This window comes from Aliivibrio wodanis (assembly GCF_052920805.1).
Window position 1 is genome coordinate 21,868 of record NZ_JBREXA010000003.1, and the last position, 17,922, is coordinate 39,789.

Sequence of the window (17,922 nt, forward strand, 5' to 3'; positions counted from 1 at the left end):
TAGAATGATTGGTATAACTGAATTTAAAAATATAATAATGGAGTACTGCCATGTGTGGAATCGTAGGTGCTGTTGCACAAAGAGACGTTGCTGAAATTTTAGTGGAAGGGTTACGCCGTTTAGAATATCGCGGCTACGATTCAGCGGGTGTTGCCGTGGTTGATGCTGATGGTAACTACACACGCTTACGTCGTTTGGGTAAAGTAAAAGAACTAGCGAATGCGGTGGAAGAGTCACACGTAGTCGGTGGTACTGGTATTGCCCATACTCGTTGGGCAACCCATGGTGAACCTTCTGAAATTAATGCGCATCCTCATGTCTCTGGCGATATTACTATTGTTCACAATGGCATTATTGAAAACCACGAATCACTACGTACGCTATTAAAAGAACGTGGCTATGTATTTGAATCTCAAACCGATACTGAAGTTATCGCTCATTTAGTCGAGTGGGAATTACGTACTTCTAATTCATTAATTGAAGCGGTACAAAAAACAGCGACTCAACTTGATGGCGCGTATGGCACAGTAGCAATGGATCGTCGTGATCCTGAGCGTTTAGTTGTTGCTCGTTCTGGTAGCCCAATTGTGATTGGTCGTGGTGTCGGTGAAAACTTTTTAGCATCAGATCAACTGGCGTTATTAAATGTAACTCGTCGCTTTATGTACCTTGAAGAAGGGGATGTGGCTGAAATTACGCGTCGTGATGTTCGTGTATTTGATGCGCGTGGCGAGCAAGTTGAGCGTGAAGTAACAGAATCAAACGCAGAACATGATGCCGGTGACAAAGGGCAATACCGTCACTTCATGCAGAAAGAAGTGTTCGAACAACCTAAAGCACTAATCAACACAATGGAAGGCCGTATTACCAACGACTCTGTTGTCACTGAAAGTATTGGTGTTAATGCGGTTGAGATCCTAAACAAAGTAGAACACGTGCAAATCATTGCGTGTGGTACTTCTTATAATGCAGGTATGACGGCTCGTTATTGGTTTGAATCATTAGCAGGCGTGAGCTGTGATGTCGAGATTGCTTCTGAGTTCCGTTACCGTAAATTTGTTACTCGTCCAAACAGCTTGTTAATTACCTTATCTCAATCTGGTGAAACGGCTGATACGTTAGCTGCCCTTCGTCTTGCAAAAGAGCGTGGTTACATGGGGGCAATGACGGTATGTAACGTAGCGGGTTCATCATTGGTTCGTGAGTCTGATTTTGCCTTCATGACTCGTGCAGGAACAGAGATAGGTGTGGCATCAACGAAAGCCTTCACCACACAACTTGCAGCATTATTGATGTTAGTGACAGCTCTAGGTAAACAACAAAATCGTATCTCAAAAGAGAAAGAAAAAGAGATTGTTGAAGCCTTGCATGCACTGCCAAATGAAATTGAAAAAGCACTGTCGTTTGATAAAGAAATTGAAGCCTTAGCACCTGACTTTGCAGACAAGCAACACACGCTGTTTTTAGGTCGTGGTGAGTTTTATCCAATCGCGGTTGAGGCCTCTTTAAAGCTGAAAGAAATTTCTTATATTCATGCTGAAGCGTATGCGGCAGGTGAACTAAAACACGGTCCTTTAGCGTTAATTGATGCCGATATGCCAGTGGTTGTGGTTGCACCAACCAACGATCTATTAGAAAAACTAAAATCAAATGTAGAAGAAGTACGTGCTCGTGGTGGTTTACTGTATGTGTTTGCTGATGAACAAGCAGGCTTTGAAGCGGACGAAAGCATGAAGATTATCACCATGCCGCATGTGAGTGATATTACTGCCCCAATTTATTACACCATCCCAATGCAGTTATTGGCCTACCATGTTGCTTTAATTAAAGGGACAGATGTCGATCAGCCGCGTAACTTGGCAAAAGCGGTAACGGTTGAGTAGAGTTTACTTAGTTGAATTGATTACATTGGTATAAACCGAATTAGAATGGCGATATTCATTATGGGTATCGCCATTTTTATTTAATTATTGGTCTTTAGGAGTAATGCCGTTCACCCTTAAGTGAACGGCATTACCAATTGAGCACTGCTTTCTTTTCGCTTCTTGAAGTTTCTGCTCGGCTAATACCTCTAGTCCTCGTCGGTTTAATAATCCAGTCATTGAATTAGTTATCGACATTTGTCGGTGTATTTCCATGTCATAAGCCATTTGAAGATCAGCAGTGATTAACCTAGATAGCTGGGTTAAAAGCTTGGTGAGGCTAGATTTATAATTGGTTGGGGCTGTGTCGATAGCACAGATAGTGCCAAATACAAGGTCATTACCTGGCCAGAAAATAGGAACACCACAGTAAGAGCGAACAGGACCTTTTACAACAGGAGGCGAGTTTTTCCATTGTTCGCTCTCCAGTGCGTTTGGGATATATAACTGCTGTTTATTGTCGACAATAGCACGGCAAAAACTTTGGCTTTCGTAAGACCATTCATCATTTAATGAGAGGAAGTTATTTTCATTGCAACTGGTGACGAAAACACTGAAAGTTTGATCATTAAATTTAACGATAGTGCTGCTATCAGCGTCAAAAATGTCAGTAATGAGATCAACCAATTCTTGCCATTTATTAAGGTCAATAAGAGCCTCATTAAATTGTGATAAGCAAATTTGTTTAATTCCATCATTTCGTTCTCCATACTATTTATCTCACTATCTTATGAGTATAAATTAAATTAGTGTTTTTATTTGAATTTAGTTTTGTGAAATAAGAAAAATCACTCAGTATGAATCTTTTGTGACAGGTTGTCTTTTGGTCTTGATCTTTCTATCTCTCAGTTTAATATATATGGAAATGCATATATCCATATTTAAGGCTTTTTATGTTACCTCATCAATTTTTTAAATTGCTTTCAGATGAAACGCGCATGCGCTGTTTGTTGCTTATCGCTCGTGAAAGCCGTTTATGTGTAAATCAACTGACAGAAGCATTAGATGAAAGCCAGCCGAAGATCTCTCGTCATTTAGCACTACTGCGCCAATCAGGAGTGTTGGTTGATACGCGTGAAGGTCAGTGGGTGTATTACCAAATCAGTACCGAATTACCAGGTTGGTTAAACAAAATTATTTTGGGCTTGAAGCAATCCAATTGTTTGCAGGCTCAATACAAAAAAGACACCGATAAATTAAACGCAATGAAAGCGTGTTGCTAACTTCATTTAGGGAAAAGAAAACGATGACAATTAAAGTAGGAATTAACGGTTTTGGCCGTATTGGACGTTTGGCATTAAGAGCGGCATTCGATTGGCCTGAACTGGAATTTGTACAGATTAATGATGTAGCGGGTGATGCCCATACATTAGCGCATTTACTTGAGTTTGATTCAATTCAAGGGCGTTGGAACCATGAAGTGACTACCGATGGCAGTACTATGATCATCGGTGACCAAAAGCTTAAAACCACGCAAGAAAAAGAAATTGATGCGGTTGATTGGTCTGGTTGTGATGTCGTAATTGAAGCGACAGGTGTCCATCGTTCTCGTTCATTTTTAGATAAATATTTAGCGCAGGGCGTTAAGCGTGTTGTTGTGTCTGCTCCGGTTAAAGAAGAGGGCGTTGCGAATATTGTTGTTGGTGTGAATGACGATATTTTTGATCCAGCTGTGCATCAAATCGTAACGGCTGCGTCTTGTACTACTAACTGCCTTGCTCCAATTGTTAAAGTTATCAATAAAGAGTTAGGTATCGAAAATGCGGCATTTACCACTATTCATGATTTGACCAATACGCAAACCATTTTAGATGCGCCGCATAAAGATCTTCGTCGTGCTCGTGCTTGTGGTATGAGTTTGATCCCAACAACAACGGGTTCTGCTAAGGCGATTGTAGAAATCTTTCCTGAGCTTAAAAATAAAATCGATGGTCATGCGGTACGTGTTCCTTTGGCGAATGCCTCTCTTACTGACATTATTTTTGAAGTAAAAAGAGACACCACCGTTGAAGAAGTAAATCAGCTACTAAAGGATGCGGCTTATGGTGATCTAAAAGGTATTTTAGGTTACGAAGAGCGTCCATTAGTCTCGATTGATTATAAAGGTGACCAACGTTCAACTATTGTTGATGCCTTATCTACCATGCTTGTTGGTAAGCGAATGGTAAAAATTTATGCTTGGTATGATAACGAAATGGGTTACGCAACCCGTACTGCGGAATTAGTTAGAAATGTTGGTTTGGCTTAATATTATTGGCGTGATTTAAGGAATTTAAAATGACACATCCTATTTGGGAATTACCAGTAACAGGAACTAATAGCGCATTGATTTTAACGCCTTGTCCGGGAACAAAAGGTGTTGATTTAGTTGCTTCTCTAGAGCAATTAAAAGCACAAGGTGTAGAAGCGGTAGTAACCGCATTAAACCAAGATGAGTTAGCAGAAAAAGGCGTAGGCTCTCTTGGTGAAGAAGTGCAACGTCTAGGTATGAAATGGTTTTATTTGCCAATTGAAGACGATTGTGCACCGGGTGATGAGTTTGCAGCACAATGGAAATCAGCAACGCCTGAACTGCAACAAGTGTTAGAAAATAATGGCAAAGTAGCAATGCATTGTATGGGCGGTTCTGGTCGTACAGGGTTACTTGCAGGACATTTACTATTGGATTTAGGCTGGGATTTAGATGTGATTAAGCAGCAGGTTCAAGCGCTACGTCCAGGTGCTTTCACAAAACCTGTGCAAATTGAATACATTGATGCGCTTGCTAGTAAATAATCAATTGTAGATAAGGCCTCAGAAAGTGATTATCTTCTGGGGCTTTTTTATTTGAACGGATGAATTTTATGTTTTCTCAATTAAGCCATAGTGTACGCCAGTACATGTTGGTGACCTTCAATTACTGGAACTTCACCATTACTGATGGTGCGTTGCGTATGCTGGTTGTACTCTATTTTCATGATTTAGGTTACGGCACCTTAGCGATAGCTTCTCTCTTTTTGTTTTATGAATTTTTTGGTGTGGTAACGAATTTACTCGGAGGGTGGTTAGGGGCTCGATTGGGGCTAAATAAAACCATGAATGTTGGTTTAATAATGCAGGTATTTGCGTTGTTAATGTTGGCATTACCGAGCTCTTGGTTAACGATCCCATGGGTGATGGCAGCGCAAGCTTTTTCAGGGATCGCCAAAGATCTGAATAAAATGAGTGCCAAAAGTGCAATAAAAACCTTAGTTCCTAGCGATCAAGAGGGAGCGCTCTATAAGTGGATTGCGATTCTTACTGGGTCTAAAAATGCACTTAAAGGGGCAGGGTTCTTTTTAGGTGGTTTGCTACTAACAACCATTGGTTTTCAGCTGGCGGTTACTGCAATGGCTACGGTTCTTTTTATTGTTTTTCTTTGTAGTGTTTTTTTGCTTGATGGTGATATGGGCAAAGCTAAATCCAAACCTAAATTTACTCAGCTGTTTTCAAAATCAGAGCAGATCAATACGCTATCAGCTGCACGTTTATTTTTATTCGGTGCAAGAGATGTTTGGTTTGTGGTGGCATTGCCGATTTATTTAGGCAGTGTGTTTGGTTGGGATCATTCTCTTGTTGGTGGTTTCTTAGCGTTATGGGTTATTGCCTATGGATTTGTGCAAGTCTTCGCGCCGAAAATTACAGGCAAAGCGAAAGGTCATGTGCCAGATGGTAAATCGGCGTTAGTGTGGGTTATAGCACTTACTGTCGTGACAGGAATTATCGCTTATCTCATTCAGATAGAGTGGCAGGCTGAATATACGATTGTGATTGGTTTGCTGATTTTTGGTGCGGTATTTGCGATTAATTCTTCGCTGCATTCGTACCTGATTGTCAGTTATGCCAAAGGCGATGGAGTGTCGATGGATGTTGGTTTTTATTATATGGCTAACGCAATGGGGCGTTTAATCGGTACTGTTTTATCTGGATTGGTATTTCAAATTGTCGGGTTTGCAGCATGCTTGTGGGTATCGTTTGGTTTCTTGGTACTAACTACTTTGATATCGATAAAGTTGCCAAAGAGAATAAAAGCCTAAGCTCAAATAAACTTCATATATAAAAAACCACTGTTTAATTGGTAATGCCATTCACTTAAGCCTGAAATTCTTATAGATAAGGTTTTTGATAATTAAAGAACCTAGCTATAGCTGGGTTCTTTGCTTTCTGGGATATTTTATTTTGTATGTAAAACAAACTTAAGTGAACGGTATTAGCTAGAGCGTGGGGTTAATATTGACCATGCCACCATCAACCGTTGGGTTATCAAATACACCCCAATATTAGAGCATAACCTGAGACGCAGAAAGAAAGCGCTATCAGGCTCATGGCGAATGGATGAAATCTATATCAAAGTCAAAGGTAAGTGGGTCTACTATTATCGAGCTGTTGATAAGCTTAGTGATGTTATCGATTATTACCTAACACCTAAACGTGATGAAGCGGCGGCTAAAGCCTTTTTCAATAAAGCCATCTCCCAAAATGGGTTGCCTGAAAAAGTGGTCATTGATGGGAGTAAAAGCAACTATGCGGCTCTTGACTCGATGAATGTTTAGCTCTGGCTGAGTGGTGTCTTTATGCTCTCTCTAATAGAAATATTGGACATCAAATATCTGAATAATAGTGCGCCGAGCATGGCGTTGTTCTAGGAGGTGAAAGTCCTCTACGGGCTCAGTCGAACGAGAACCGTTAGCCTATGCAAGGGTGTTCACCGTGAGGTGAAATCTGAAGGAAGCAAATGGCAAAACATGGTGGTGACGAACAGAAATCTGATAGTAGGCTGTGACAACTTGGGTAACCTAGCTATAGATAGAATAACCCTATGTTTCGACGAGAAGTGTGTCGCAGTAAATCAGGCATGACCATGGGAAAGAACAGCGTCTTACCTCGGGAGATCTTAGCCTTTGTCTCAAAGAGACTAGAGCGGCAGTGATGTCACTCGACGGAAGTTAAGAAGTCAGCCGACGGCATAGTACTTTAAACCAGTACAGTTTAAAGGAAGGCCTGAACCGAATATATCAAGAAGCAGCCGCTAAACACTCAAATACGTGGAGTAACAGCAACGATGAAATCCATCACTCTGTCCCAGTTGGTAAAACCGCAAGTAGCACTGACGGTGACAAAGCGTAACAAACGTATCTGGCGTAGAAAGAAAGGCGAGTCTTGGTGAATACCTCTCAACTACTAGAGCGCATTAGCGCTCCAACTAATTTGAACGCAGCATTACGCCGAGTGAAGAGTAATAAAGGGTGTGCGGGAGTTGATAGACTCAACATCGAAGCGACCATTGATAAACTGAAACAAGGTAATAGTGGACAACAACTGCGTCAATCCTTATTAGAAGGTAGTTATCAACCTCAACCAGTCTTGGGTGTTGAGATCCCGAAAGCTAAAGGTGGTGTAAGACAGTTGGGAATACCAACGGTTCTAGATCGAATAGTCCAACAGGCTATCACGATAGTGTTAACCGAAGTTTATGATCCAAAATTCTCAAAGAGTAGTTTTGGTTTTAGGCCAATGCGTAGCGCTCACAATGCCTTAGCGACAGCGAGTCAATACATCAGAGAAGGAAGAGGATACGTTGTAGATATAGATTTAGAAAAGTATTTCGATACCGTTAATCACGATAGACTGATGCATCGTTTAGCACAAGACATTGAAGATAAACGAGTCTTGAAGTTAATTAGGTCATATTTACAAAGTGGACTGATGCGAAATGGGATAATAGAGCGCAGACAAAGAGGAACTCCACAAGGTGGTCCTCTGTCACCTTTGTTATCCAATATAGTATTAGATGAGCTAGATAAAGAGTTAGAACGTAGAGGGCATAAGTTCTGTCGATATGCAGACGATTGTCAAATCTACGTGAGTAGTCAGGAAGCGGCGGAACGAGTCAAAGACTCGATCACAGTATTCTTAGAGCATAAGCTGAAACTCAAGGTCAACCGAGAGAAAAGTGCGGCGACAAGAATAACGGAGCGCAGTTATCTAAGTCACAGTTTTAGTTATTCAGGTCAGATCCGTCTATCAAAAGAGGCGAAAGCAAGAATGAAAAAGCGGGTCAGAGAGATAACAAAACGAAATCGAGGAAGAGAGTTAAAGGCAATAATAAAAGAATTAACTCAATACCTTAGAGGATGGCAATACTACTTTAAACTGGCTTTAAAACCGAGTGTAATGGGAACTCTAGACAGTTGGATAAGACGCCGACTTCGGAGCTACCGCCTGAAACAGAGAAAGCGAAGATACAGCATAGCGATGTGGTTACGCCAAGAAGGTGTAAGCGAGCGAAATGCTTGGAAATTAGCGATGTCAGATAAAGGTTGGTGGAGACTCTCAAGAACACCTCAAGTGAATCATGCTCTTCCAAACGTAAAACTGAGAGAGATGGGATTATACTCATTACTTGATGGGTATAAGGTACTAAAAATGTATTCGGAACCGCCGTATGCGACCCACGCTTGTACGGTGGTGTGAGAGGACGGAGGCCGCGAGGCCTCCTCCTACTCGATTAGTGGAGCAAAGCCACCGTTGGCTGAAACAAAAAACGCGGCAAGGCCCTTGGTTGGAAATCATGGGAGGGAGCGACGGCGAGTTTACATGGAAAGGAAATGTGGACGATGTTGCAACGAAAGAGCGAAAAAATGCATTACATGTTGTGAGTGTATGGAGCTACGAGGATCAACTTGTCTTAGGACAAGTTGAGGTTGATGACAAGAGTAATGAAATAACGGCGATACCAGAACTTCTCAGTATGCTTGATATTGAGAATACCATTATCACGCTTGATGCGATGGGTTGCCAAAAAGAAATTGCTAAGCAGGTTATTCATCAAAATGCTGATTATGTATTAGAACTAAAAGGAAACCATTCAGGGCTTCAAGCTGAGCTAGAAGCATGGTGGCATAAGTGTCAACGGGAAGGTTTTAATAAAAATAATTACGATGAATTTATCGATAATGACTTCAATCATAGTCGTATAGAAAGTCGATGTAGCCAACGATTATTAATCGACACGCAGTGGTTAGCAACAAAATATCGTTGGAAAGGTAACAAAAGAAACTCGATGGTACATCAGTTCTTTAGTACTTGGTGCAAAGCAAGCTCTTCATAGTGTCCGTTCACACTGGCAAGTTGAGAGTATGCACTGGACATTAGATATGACATTTAGAGAAGATGAATCGCGTATCCGAAAAGGGAAAGGTCCCATAGTTTTTAATATGCTAAGAAAAATAGTGATGACTCTATTCAAGCAAGATAAAACTAAGTCAGCGAGTATGACGCGTAAAAAGAAAATGGCAGGACTAGATGATGATTATCGCTCAACCCTGCTAGAATCGGGGATTAAAATGCGCTAGCCGTGACAGAACCCCCGTAAATTACCCAATAAGACTATACACTAATTCCAAAATAGTATATTTTTCCACTATATACTTCACGATTTCCATATAACACTTTAATTTATAAGTACTAATTAAATGCACAATACAAAAATAAATAAAGAAGACCACCAAGTAACATTAATTGCTGTAGCAAAAGATGAAGCTTGCTATTTACATGAGTGGATTCACCATCATTTGTATATGGGCTTTGACAATATCATTATAGGGATTAATCAGTACTACTGATGATTCTTTAAAAGTTCTAACTAAAATAACGGAACAATATCAAAATGTTTCCTTTGAAGTGGTTGACTGGATTGATAAAGTAACAAAAGATAAAAACCCTATAATTCAACAACTTACTTATTCTTACCTCTCCCAAAAAGCACTCAATGAACACAATGCATCACATTTAATGTATTTAGATGTTGATGAATTTTGGTTCTCTAAAGATTTTACTAGCATTCATTCGTTATTAAACAAATACGATAAAATCAATTACGATATAATTTCGTTCAATTGGTTGTGTCAAGGTGGAGAGCAAGAAGCTTATTGTCCGCCATTTAACAATGTAAACTTCGTTTACAGCTTGCTTGTCAAGTCAATGATAACTAAACAGTTTTTTAATAGATCTGATGTAATCATGGGTTGTCATGTTCCTAGTGTTGGTTCTGAACAACACAAAGTTCATATTGATGCTGGAGGGCGAAACTTTAAAGCAAGAAAGAAAAATAAAATTATTTCTTCTCAGCCACATAAAGAATGTTTTGAGCACTATATTCTCCACAGAATGATGAGATCTGAACGAGAATATATATCAACATTATTCGGAGGAAACCCTGAAGGTGAATTTATAAAAAGAAATAGGCATAAAGGATTTGAAATACATTCATTGTCTTTATTAGATATTCCACCAGCTGAATATTATGAATCACTAAATCAATTCATTAAGACCTGTGAATTACAAGAGATATTATCTCACGTTAGAACTAATAAAATACACCATTTAGAAAACCACATTAAAGAAATTGACATTACCATACTAAATAAAGAGTATTTACATGCCTATCAAGGGCTTACTGGGACGTCATTTTTCTATTTATTCTTATCGCGTATGCTAGCTGACTGTAAATCACCACTCGTTCTACAAGAAATTGCTAGCTTAATTTCATCCACTGATATAGAGATGGGTTATAAGCTTTTAAATAAAGCAAAGAAAATTAATCCGGAAGATATTAAACTAAATTTGAAGGTAAGGAATCTCAATGATTCCTTATCTGAACAGTAGCGGCTTAATTCACGTCAGAAGAGTGCGTGACTGACCTAAACCTGTTCTGTCGCAAAATTTGAGCGTTTCGGGTAGAATTCAACTTATTTCCAACGAGTAAGTACTCGCTCCTATATTTAAAGGCTGTCATTTCCCTCCTGAAGTCATTCTTGAAACCGTTCGATATTACCTCGCTTATAAGCTCAGTTATTGTGAGATTGAAGAATATAGCTAGAGCGTGGTAATGCCATTTACTTAAGCGTGAAATCTTTATAGATAAAGGCTTTTGATAATTAAAGAACCTAGCTATAGCTAGGTTCTTTGCTTTCTGGGATATTTTATTTTGTACATAAAACAAACAAAATAACCTTAAGTGAACGGCATTACCGTTTAATCGGTGGTTTTTTTTAAACTAAATTTAAGTGAATGCTCACTTTAAATTAAAAGTTTTCCATGTTTTTAGCTTCAAGCTGTTGGAAGTATTTCACTGTCTTCACTTTCAGCTCTTGTGTTGATGGCTCATCACACACGATTACTGATTTAGGGTGAAGTTGAAGTGCAGATACAGTCCACATGTGGTTTACAGAACCTTCAACAGCTGCTTGCAGTGCAAGACCTTTGTTGTGGCCTGTAATTAGGATCATGATCTCTTCAGAATCAAGCAGAGTACCAACACCGATAGTTAGTGAGTACTTAGGAACAAGTTCCATGTCGCCACCAAAGAAGCGAGAGTTAGCAATACGAGTATCTTCAGTTAGTGTTTTGATACGAGTACGAGATGCTAGAGAAGACGCAGGTTCGTTGAATGCGATGTGACCGTCGTTGCCCACGCCACCCATAAATAGGTTGATGCGGCCGTAAGACTTGATTTTGTCTTCGTAACGTTGACATTCTGCTTCGTTATCTGCTGCATTACCATCTAATAGGTTGATGTTTTCAGCTTGAATATCGATGTGGTTGAAGAAGTTCTCATGCATGAAAGTACGGTAAGATTCTGGGTGATCAGCGTCTAGGCCAATGTATTCATCCATGTTGAATGTTACTACGTTCTTTAAAGCTTACTTCGCCAGCTTTATGAAGCTCGATAAGTTTCTTATACGTGTTTAGTGGAGTACCGCCAGTTGGTAGACCAAGAACAAATGGACGATCTGCTGTTGGGTTGAATGCATTAATACGGTTAACAATGTGTTGTGCTGACCATGCGCCAACTTGTTCTGCGCGATTTAGCGGGATTAATCTCATTTGTATACCTCAAAAAAAACGTAAGTCGTAGAATCAAAAATCATTAATTCGCATTATAAAATAAGTTTTCGCGTATCACCAATGATTTTGCTCAATAAAGAAACATTATTCTTCAACATTGATCACGTTTGTACTTAAATGGTTGATAAAAGGTTCTGCTTTCATGAATCCAGTTAAGCGTGCGTCAGATAAATAGTTTCCTTCAGCATTCCAAAAATCGATGGTTGGTAAACCTAGTACTTTAAGTTGTTTAAGTAATTCAATATCTTCTGGGCTGTTTTTAGTTACATCAGCTTGCAGTAAAACAAACTCAGTCAATAAAGGCTCTACTGATTCATTATGAAAGGTGTACTTTTCAAACTCTTTACACGCAACACACCAATCGGCATAAAAATCGAGCATCACAGGTTTCCCTTGTGATTTTGCTGCCTCAAGTTCACGATTTAAGTCATTAATGGTGCTTATCTTCTTAAATGAAATAGTCTGAGTATTAGCGCTTATTTCTGTATTGGTTTTCCCTGAAATAGCATCAATTACAGGAATTGCTGAACCAACAATACCTAAGATCGCGATGATCCCTGCAACACTGGTTTTCCATGATTGAGGCATGGTTGCTTTGACATGGTATAACCAACCAAATGCAGCAACCCCAAGAGCAGACCAAATAAATGGTGTGATGCTATGAGGCAGAATGCGTTCTAGTAAGAACACTGGAACTGCGAGCAGAATGAAACCAAATAGCGTTTTTACATGAGTCATCCATACGCCTGCTTTTGGTAGTAATTTATTACCAAATACTGCCGCTAAAATTAATGGGATCCCCATACCAATCGCTAAGGCATATAAAGCAATAGCACCTGTTAGCAAGTCACCACTTTTTGCTACGTAAAGCAGCGCGCCTGACAATGGTGCTGTAGTACATGGTGAGCAGACTAAACCTGAGATAGCCCCCATCGCAAAAACACCACCTAGGTTTCCGCCTTTTTGTTGGTTACTGATGTCATTTAATTTAGTTTGTAAACTGCTTGGCAGCTGGATGGTATACGCACCAAACATAGACAGTGCGAGCAGAACAAACATGATGCTCAAACCAATTAACACATAAGGATGTTGTAGTGCGGCTTGAAATTGCATACCTGCCGAAGCAACCACTAACCCAAGCAGAGTATAAGTTAACGCCATGCCTTGTACGTAAACAAAAGAGAGTTTAAACGCCTTACCGTGAGAGAGTTTTCCACCACCTAGAACAATGCCTGTAAGAATTGGATACATAGGTAACACGCAAGGAGTGAAGGCAAGGCCAATACCTAACGCTAAGAATAAGAAGGGCGTCCACCACGCATCACCTAGGTTATCTGCTAGCTCTTGTTGTTGGGTTTGAGATACGGCTTTTTGCTCTGGTGCTGATGCTGTATTTTTTTCTACGCTAACTGGCGCGGTATCACTTTTGGCAACGAGATGAGTATTTGCAGCTTCATCTTGATACGAACTTGGAGCAGTGAGTGCTGATAAAGGAACTTTACGGATCTCTGGTGGATAACAGAATCCGGCTTTGGCACAGCCTTGGTAACGAACCGTTAATTCTGAATTATCATTAACAGATATTAATGGAACCGTAATGGTTAATGGTTTTGTGTAGATATTCACGTCACCAAAAAACTCATCGTTATGAGGTGTGCCTTGCTCCATGACTAAATCAGCAATTTCAGCCCCATTAGCAGAGACAGAGATACGCTGTTGATATAAATAGTAATCAGGCTTTACTTGCCAATCTAAATAAACACGATCCCCCTGTTGCATAAAATTAAAGGGAAACGCTTCATCCACGGTGACAAAGGAAGAGCTTTGTGGGTTCTGTAATTTAGTTAAATCAAATGCCGCCAATGCTTGTGGTGCAAAAGTGGTGAACAGAATAAAGAGTGATAAAAGGGCTGTTCGAAATCGGAGTAAATTCGTCATGTGAAAGTCTTTATAAAAATAGATACGAGTATGACTATCGAAATGGTCAAGAGTTCGGCAAGTATAGTATCAATTGCCTTAATGATCTGCTCATTTCTCTTTCATTCAATTAGGAAGTTTTTTTGATTTATGACCATTTCGAGATCTCTGCGACACTATTTTTTCATGACTAAAACTATGCTTATTTTATTTATAAATAAAAAGGACATAGTGATGAAGTACAAACATATTCTTGTCGCATTGGATCTTTCAAAAGAGAGCTATATATTGATTGATAGAGCTGTCTCTATTGCTGAATTGATTAATGCAAAAGTCTCTTTTATTCATGTAGATGGAACGCATGGTGAAATTTATCCTGAACTAGTCGACATAAAATCGGAGCCTGAACGAAAACCATTAAATGAACCGTCAAATACATGGTTGACTGAATTTCAGCAGTACACTGACTTCCCTATTGAGAGTTTTTGGGTAGGGACAGGCGATTTGAGTAACAAGGTTAGTATGGTCGTTGCTGAAAATGGAATTGAGTTAATTGTATGCGGTCATCATCATGATTTTTTAAGTAATATTATTTCTTATTCTCGTCCGTTAATTCAGCACTCTCCGATTGATATTTTGGTGGTTCCGCTTACATCATAAAAAGCCTGATATAAAAAATGGCAGCTAAATTAGCTGCCATTGAAGGGTATTCATGTATTTTCGTAATTAAAGAATAATACCGCCAAATACAAAACCTAGAGCAACAGAAGTTGAAATTGTTGCAACACCAGGAATAAAGAATGGGTGGTTAAATACTAAATTACCAATACGTGTTGAGCCTGTGTCATCCATTTCTACCGCCGCAAGAAGCGTAGGGTAAGTAGGAAGAACAAACAGTGCACTTACTGCGGCAAACGAAGCAACAGCAGTGATTGGAGCAACACCAATCGCAAGAGCTGCTGGCATTAGTGCTGTTGTTGTTGCACCTTGAGAATAAAGCAGCATTGATGCAAAGAATAAAACAACAGCTAGCATCCACGGGTATTGTGCAAGGATCTCTGCAGAAAACTCTTTGATTTCACCAATGTGAGAAGAGACAAACGTATCACCAAGCCATGCAACACCAAGAACACAAACACAAGCACTCATGCCTGATTTGAAGGTTGCTGCATTAGCAATCTTAGAGGCATCAATCTTAGTGAAAGTAACAATAGCAGCAGCGGCTGTTAGCATTAGTGCCATGATAGCTTCGTTACGACCAATGGTTGGGTTTTCAATAAGGCCAACACTGCCACTGATCATCGTTGCATAAGCGACAACAGCGACGATAGCAACACAGAAGATATAAACAGATGCTTTCGCTGTAGGTAAAATTTCACGCTTACCTGCGCCATTCATTTTGATTAGGCCTTTCTCAAGACGCTCTTGATAAACAGGATCATCTTTTAGCTCACAGCCTAGGAAGTTAGCAACGAATGCGCCAACCATACATGCTAGGAATGTTGATGGGATACATACTGCTAATAGTGTTAAATAATCGACACCAAGTGGCTCAAGAATACCTGAGAAGAATACAACCGCCGCTGAAATAGGAGATGCTGTGATTGCAATTTGAGAAGCAACAACGGCAATAGAAAGTGGGCGAGATGGACGAACACCTTGTTCTTTAGCAACTTCTGCAATAACAGGAAGTGTAGAAAATGCAGTGTGACCAGTACCTGCTAGCATTGTCATGAAATAAGTCACGATAGGTGCGTAGAAAGTAATGTGTTTTGGATTTTTACGTAAGAATTTTTCTGCTAGATCAACTAACCAATCCATACCACCAGCCACTTGCATTGCTGCAATAGCCGTGATCACAGACATGATGATCAAAATAACGTCGATAGGGATAGAACCCGCATCAAGACCTAAAATCATGGTAAGGACAAGAACGCCCGCACCACCCGCAAATCCGATACCAATACCGCCAATACGTGCACCTAAATAGATGAACAGTAAGACGACAAGAAGCTGTACAGCAATCATAAAGTTTACTCCAGTTTAATACCAATTCTAGTCATTACCTGTTCCTTATTACTGATGAAATCACTTAATAGTCAAATTGAAAAATTAGCACTGTAGAACAATTGCTTATAATAATTCTTATTTTGGCTGTAAGTGGTTTTTACGTAATAAATAGACCAGTTAATTAATTTTATTGGTATGATTTTTTAAAATAATTATTCAAATTTCCACTACTACATTTGTCATTACTAAATTTGTCATTACTAATAGGGCAAAGATGACCAAATGAAAAGGTGAATGATAACTTTGTGTGTTTTGTCAGTAAGGTAATTAAGAGGTAAAAAAAGCGAGCTTCAGTGAGCTCGCCATTCTTAGATGTTATCGATTAATCGTAACGCTTTGCTTTGTATTCTGGGTGCATTAGGTTTTCAACAGAGAAAATATCATCTAGTTGTTCTTCAGTTAGAAGACCGCGCTCTAGAACAACTTCACGAACGTTTTTACCTGTTTCAGCACAAATCTTACCTACAATGTCACCTTCGTGGTGGCCAATGAATGGGTTTAGGTAAGTAACGATACCGATAGAGTTAAATACGTGAGCTTCACATACTTCTTTGTTTACCGTGATACCGTCGATACATTTGTCACGTAGGTTCACACATGCATTTTTCAAGATTTCGATAGATTCGAATAGAGCTTGACCAATTACAGGTTCCATTACGTTTAATTGCAGTTGACCCGCTTCAGCAGCGAAAGTTACTGTTGTGTCGTTACCAATTACTTTGAAACATACTTGGTTTACAACTTCTGGGATTACTGGGTTTACTTTTGCTGGCATGATTGAAGAACCTGCTTGAAGCTCAGGAAGGTTCAATTCATTTAGACCGGCGCGAGGACCAGAAGAAAGAAGACGTAAATCATTACAGATCTTAGACAGTTTAACTGCTGTACGTTTTAGTGAACTGTGGATCATTACGTAAGCGCCACAGTCAGACGTTGCTTCGATTAAATCTTCAGCTGCTACACACTCTAGGCCAGTTACTGCTGCTAGGTGGCGAACGGCTGCTTCTTGGTAACCAGTTGCAGCGTTTAAGCCTGTACCGATTGCAGTAGCACCAATGTTTACTTCTAGAAGAAGTTGCGCTGTGTAGTTAAGGTTTTTCACTTCTTCCTGAAGTAAAACGCCCCATGCGTGGAATTCTTGACCAACAGTCATAGGAACTGCATCTTGAAGTTGAGTACGACCCATCTTCAGAACATTACGGAATTCTTGATCTTTAAGATCGAAAGCACCTTTCAGGTATTCAATCGCTTCAATCAGTTTAGTGATGCTGTTGTATACCGCAATACGGAAGCCCGTTGGGTAAGCACAGTTAGTTGATTGAGAGCGGTTTACGTGATCGTTAGGGTTAACGATGTCGTATTCGCCTTTTTCTTTGCCCATTAATTCAAGAGCAACGTTAGCAATTACTTCGTTAGCATTCATGTTAACTGAAGTACCAGCGCCGCCTTGGAAAACGTCTGATGGGAATTGATCCATACACTTGCCAGTTTCAAGAATTAAATCACATGCTTTGATGATGTACTCACCAACTTGTGAAGGAATAGCACCTAATTCTTTGTTAGCTAAAGCGGCTGCTTTCTTAGTGTAGATCATGCCACGAACAAACTCAGGAACATCTGAAATAGTTACATTTGAAATGTTGAAGTTTTCCATAGCGCGAAGGGTGTGAATACCGTAGTAAGCTTCAGAAGGAACGTGACGTTCACCTAGCAAATCTTCTTCAATACGAGTAGCGGTATTTGTTTTTTCTAAATCAAGCATCTGAGTCATAGTAAGCCTTTAAGGTTCTATATTTTAATTATTGGATTTTGTCCAAGTGACCATATCTGCGAGTAGAGTCCGTTCGTCAGAAGGTGATCAATATCGTACCTGATGCCTTGTTTTGAGGTCATCATACACCTCTTTAGTGGTAAAAATGTTAACTTGATCACCTTTTGGTGCTCATTTTTGCAAATTATATCAAATTGAGATAGCGCTCTCACCAGTTGTTAATATCTTGACTTTATACGTTATATAACTTGCGTATGGCGTTAATAATTTGAGTGTCTGTTTACACTCTTTTACAGAGTTCTTTCTTGAAAAATG

Annotated in this window: 12 protein-coding genes and 4 pseudogenes; 11 read left to right on the forward strand and 5 right to left on the reverse strand. The window is 39.7% G+C overall.

Annotation, left to right across the window (positions count from 1 at the left end):
* The first annotated feature begins 50 nt into the window (after positions 1–50).
* The gene (glmS, locus tag ACU5DF_RS22380) at positions 51–1,883 is read left to right on the forward strand and encodes a glutamine--fructose-6-phosphate transaminase (isomerizing) (protein ID WP_446713684.1); all 1,833 of its coding nucleotides are present in this window, start codon (positions 51–53) and stop codon (positions 1,881–1,883) included.
* 84 nt (positions 1,884–1,967) lie between these two features.
* Here glmS and ACU5DF_RS22385 read toward each other — a convergent pair whose 3' ends face one another.
* Positions 1,968–2,549, reverse strand: coding sequence for a GAF domain-containing protein (locus ACU5DF_RS22385; RefSeq protein WP_446714299.1), 582 nt, complete (start codon positions 2,547–2,549; stop codon positions 1,968–1,970).
* Between the two features lie 266 nt (positions 2,550–2,815).
* Between ACU5DF_RS22385 and ACU5DF_RS22390 the strand changes: the two genes are divergently transcribed.
* From ACU5DF_RS22390 to ACU5DF_RS22430, 9 genes and pseudogenes are all read left to right on the forward strand, one after another.
* The gene (locus tag ACU5DF_RS22390; RefSeq protein WP_446713682.1) at positions 2,816–3,145 is read left to right on the forward strand and encodes a metalloregulator ArsR/SmtB family transcription factor; all 330 of its coding nucleotides are present in this window, start codon (positions 2,816–2,818) and stop codon (positions 3,143–3,145) included.
* A 23-nt stretch (positions 3,146–3,168) separates the two neighbouring features.
* Entirely contained in the window at positions 3,169–4,170 is a 1,002-nt protein-coding gene (locus ACU5DF_RS22395) for an ArsJ-associated glyceraldehyde-3-phosphate dehydrogenase (protein WP_446713681.1), read from the forward strand.
* Positions 4,171–4,199: 29 nt separating this feature from the next.
* Positions 4,200–4,697, forward strand: coding sequence for a cyclin-dependent kinase inhibitor 3 family protein (locus ACU5DF_RS22400; RefSeq protein WP_446713680.1), 498 nt, complete (start codon positions 4,200–4,202; stop codon positions 4,695–4,697).
* Positions 4,698–4,765: 68 nt separating this feature from the next.
* On the forward strand, positions 4,766–5,977 hold the full coding sequence (arsJ, locus tag ACU5DF_RS22405; protein WP_446713679.1) for an organoarsenical effux MFS transporter ArsJ: 1,212 nt from the start codon (positions 4,766–4,768) through the stop codon (positions 5,975–5,977).
* A 180-nt stretch (positions 5,978–6,157) separates the two neighbouring features.
* A pseudogene (locus tag ACU5DF_RS22410) lies at positions 6,158–6,586 on the forward strand (IS6 family transposase); the annotation flags it as partial.
* A 517-nt stretch (positions 6,587–7,103) separates the two neighbouring features.
* Positions 7,104–8,414 carry a group II intron reverse transcriptase/maturase gene (ltrA, locus tag ACU5DF_RS22415; RefSeq protein ID WP_446713678.1) on the forward strand — a complete coding sequence of 437 codons (1,311 nt, stop codon included), beginning with the start codon at positions 7,104–7,106 and terminating at the stop codon, positions 8,412–8,414.
* Between the two features lie 151 nt (positions 8,415–8,565).
* Positions 8,566–9,295: pseudogene (locus ACU5DF_RS22420) on the forward strand (ISAs1 family transposase); the annotation flags it as partial.
* A 328-nt stretch (positions 9,296–9,623) separates the two neighbouring features.
* Complete coding sequence (locus tag ACU5DF_RS22425; RefSeq protein ID WP_446713677.1) at positions 9,624–10,607, forward strand: hypothetical protein; 984 nt, start codon at positions 9,624–9,626, stop codon at positions 10,605–10,607.
* A 112-nt stretch (positions 10,608–10,719) separates the two neighbouring features.
* Positions 10,720–10,812 (forward strand): annotated as a pseudogene (locus ACU5DF_RS22430) (IS6 family transposase); the annotation flags it as partial.
* A 214-nt stretch (positions 10,813–11,026) separates the two neighbouring features.
* Here ACU5DF_RS22430 and nagB read toward each other — a convergent pair.
* Both nagB and ACU5DF_RS22440 read right to left on the reverse strand, forming a co-directional pair.
* Positions 11,027–11,828, reverse strand: a pseudogene (gene nagB, locus ACU5DF_RS22435) (glucosamine-6-phosphate deaminase).
* A gap of 105 nt (positions 11,829–11,933) precedes the next feature.
* Positions 11,934–13,787, reverse strand: coding sequence for a protein-disulfide reductase DsbD (locus ACU5DF_RS22440; protein ID WP_446714300.1), 1,854 nt, complete (start codon positions 13,785–13,787; stop codon positions 11,934–11,936).
* Between the two features lie 213 nt (positions 13,788–14,000).
* On the opposite strand from ACU5DF_RS22440, the gene ACU5DF_RS22445 reads away from it, so the two are divergent.
* On the forward strand, positions 14,001–14,426 hold the full coding sequence (locus ACU5DF_RS22445) for a universal stress protein (RefSeq protein WP_446713675.1): 426 nt from the start codon (positions 14,001–14,003) through the stop codon (positions 14,424–14,426).
* A 66-nt stretch (positions 14,427–14,492) separates the two neighbouring features.
* On the opposite strand, the gene ACU5DF_RS22450 is transcribed toward ACU5DF_RS22445, so the two are convergent.
* Together ACU5DF_RS22450 and aspA are read right to left on the reverse strand one after the other, a co-directional pair.
* Positions 14,493–15,794 (reverse strand): anaerobic C4-dicarboxylate transporter, encoded by a 1,302-nt coding sequence (locus tag ACU5DF_RS22450; protein ID WP_446714301.1) that lies wholly within the window; start codon positions 15,792–15,794, stop codon positions 14,493–14,495.
* Between the two features lie 364 nt (positions 15,795–16,158).
* Positions 16,159–17,607 carry an aspartate ammonia-lyase gene (aspA, locus tag ACU5DF_RS22455; RefSeq protein ID WP_045101053.1) on the reverse strand — a complete coding sequence of 483 codons (1,449 nt, stop codon included), beginning with the start codon at positions 17,605–17,607 and terminating at the stop codon, positions 16,159–16,161.
* Between the last annotated feature and the right edge of the window lie 315 nt (positions 17,608–17,922).

Excerpts from the sequence above, each read along its gene's own strand:
- glmS (WP_446713684.1), top strand. The coding sequence starts at position 51 with ATGTGTGGAATCGTAGGTGCTGTTGCACAAAGAGACGTTGCTGAAATT.
- ACU5DF_RS22390 (WP_446713682.1), top strand. The coding sequence starts at position 2,816 with ATGTTACCTCATCAATTTTTTAAATTGCTTTCAGATGAAACGCGCATG.
- ACU5DF_RS22395 (WP_446713681.1), top strand. The coding sequence starts at position 3,169 with ATGACAATTAAAGTAGGAATTAACGGTTTTGGCCGTATTGGACGTTTG.
- ACU5DF_RS22400 (WP_446713680.1), top strand. The coding sequence starts at position 4,200 with ATGACACATCCTATTTGGGAATTACCAGTAACAGGAACTAATAGCGCA.
- arsJ (WP_446713679.1), top strand. The coding sequence starts at position 4,766 with ATGTTTTCTCAATTAAGCCATAGTGTACGCCAGTACATGTTGGTGACC.
- ACU5DF_RS22440 (WP_446714300.1), bottom strand. The coding sequence starts at position 13,787 with ATGACGAATTTACTCCGATTTCGAACAGCCCTTTTATCACTCTTTATT.
- ACU5DF_RS22445 (WP_446713675.1), top strand. The coding sequence starts at position 14,001 with ATGAAGTACAAACATATTCTTGTCGCATTGGATCTTTCAAAAGAGAGC.
- ACU5DF_RS22450 (WP_446714301.1), bottom strand. The coding sequence starts at position 15,794 with ATGATTGCTGTACAGCTTCTTGTCGTCTTACTGTTCATCTATTTAGGT.
- aspA (WP_045101053.1), bottom strand. The coding sequence starts at position 17,607 with ATGACTCAGATGCTTGATTTAGAAAAAACAAATACCGCTACTCGTATT.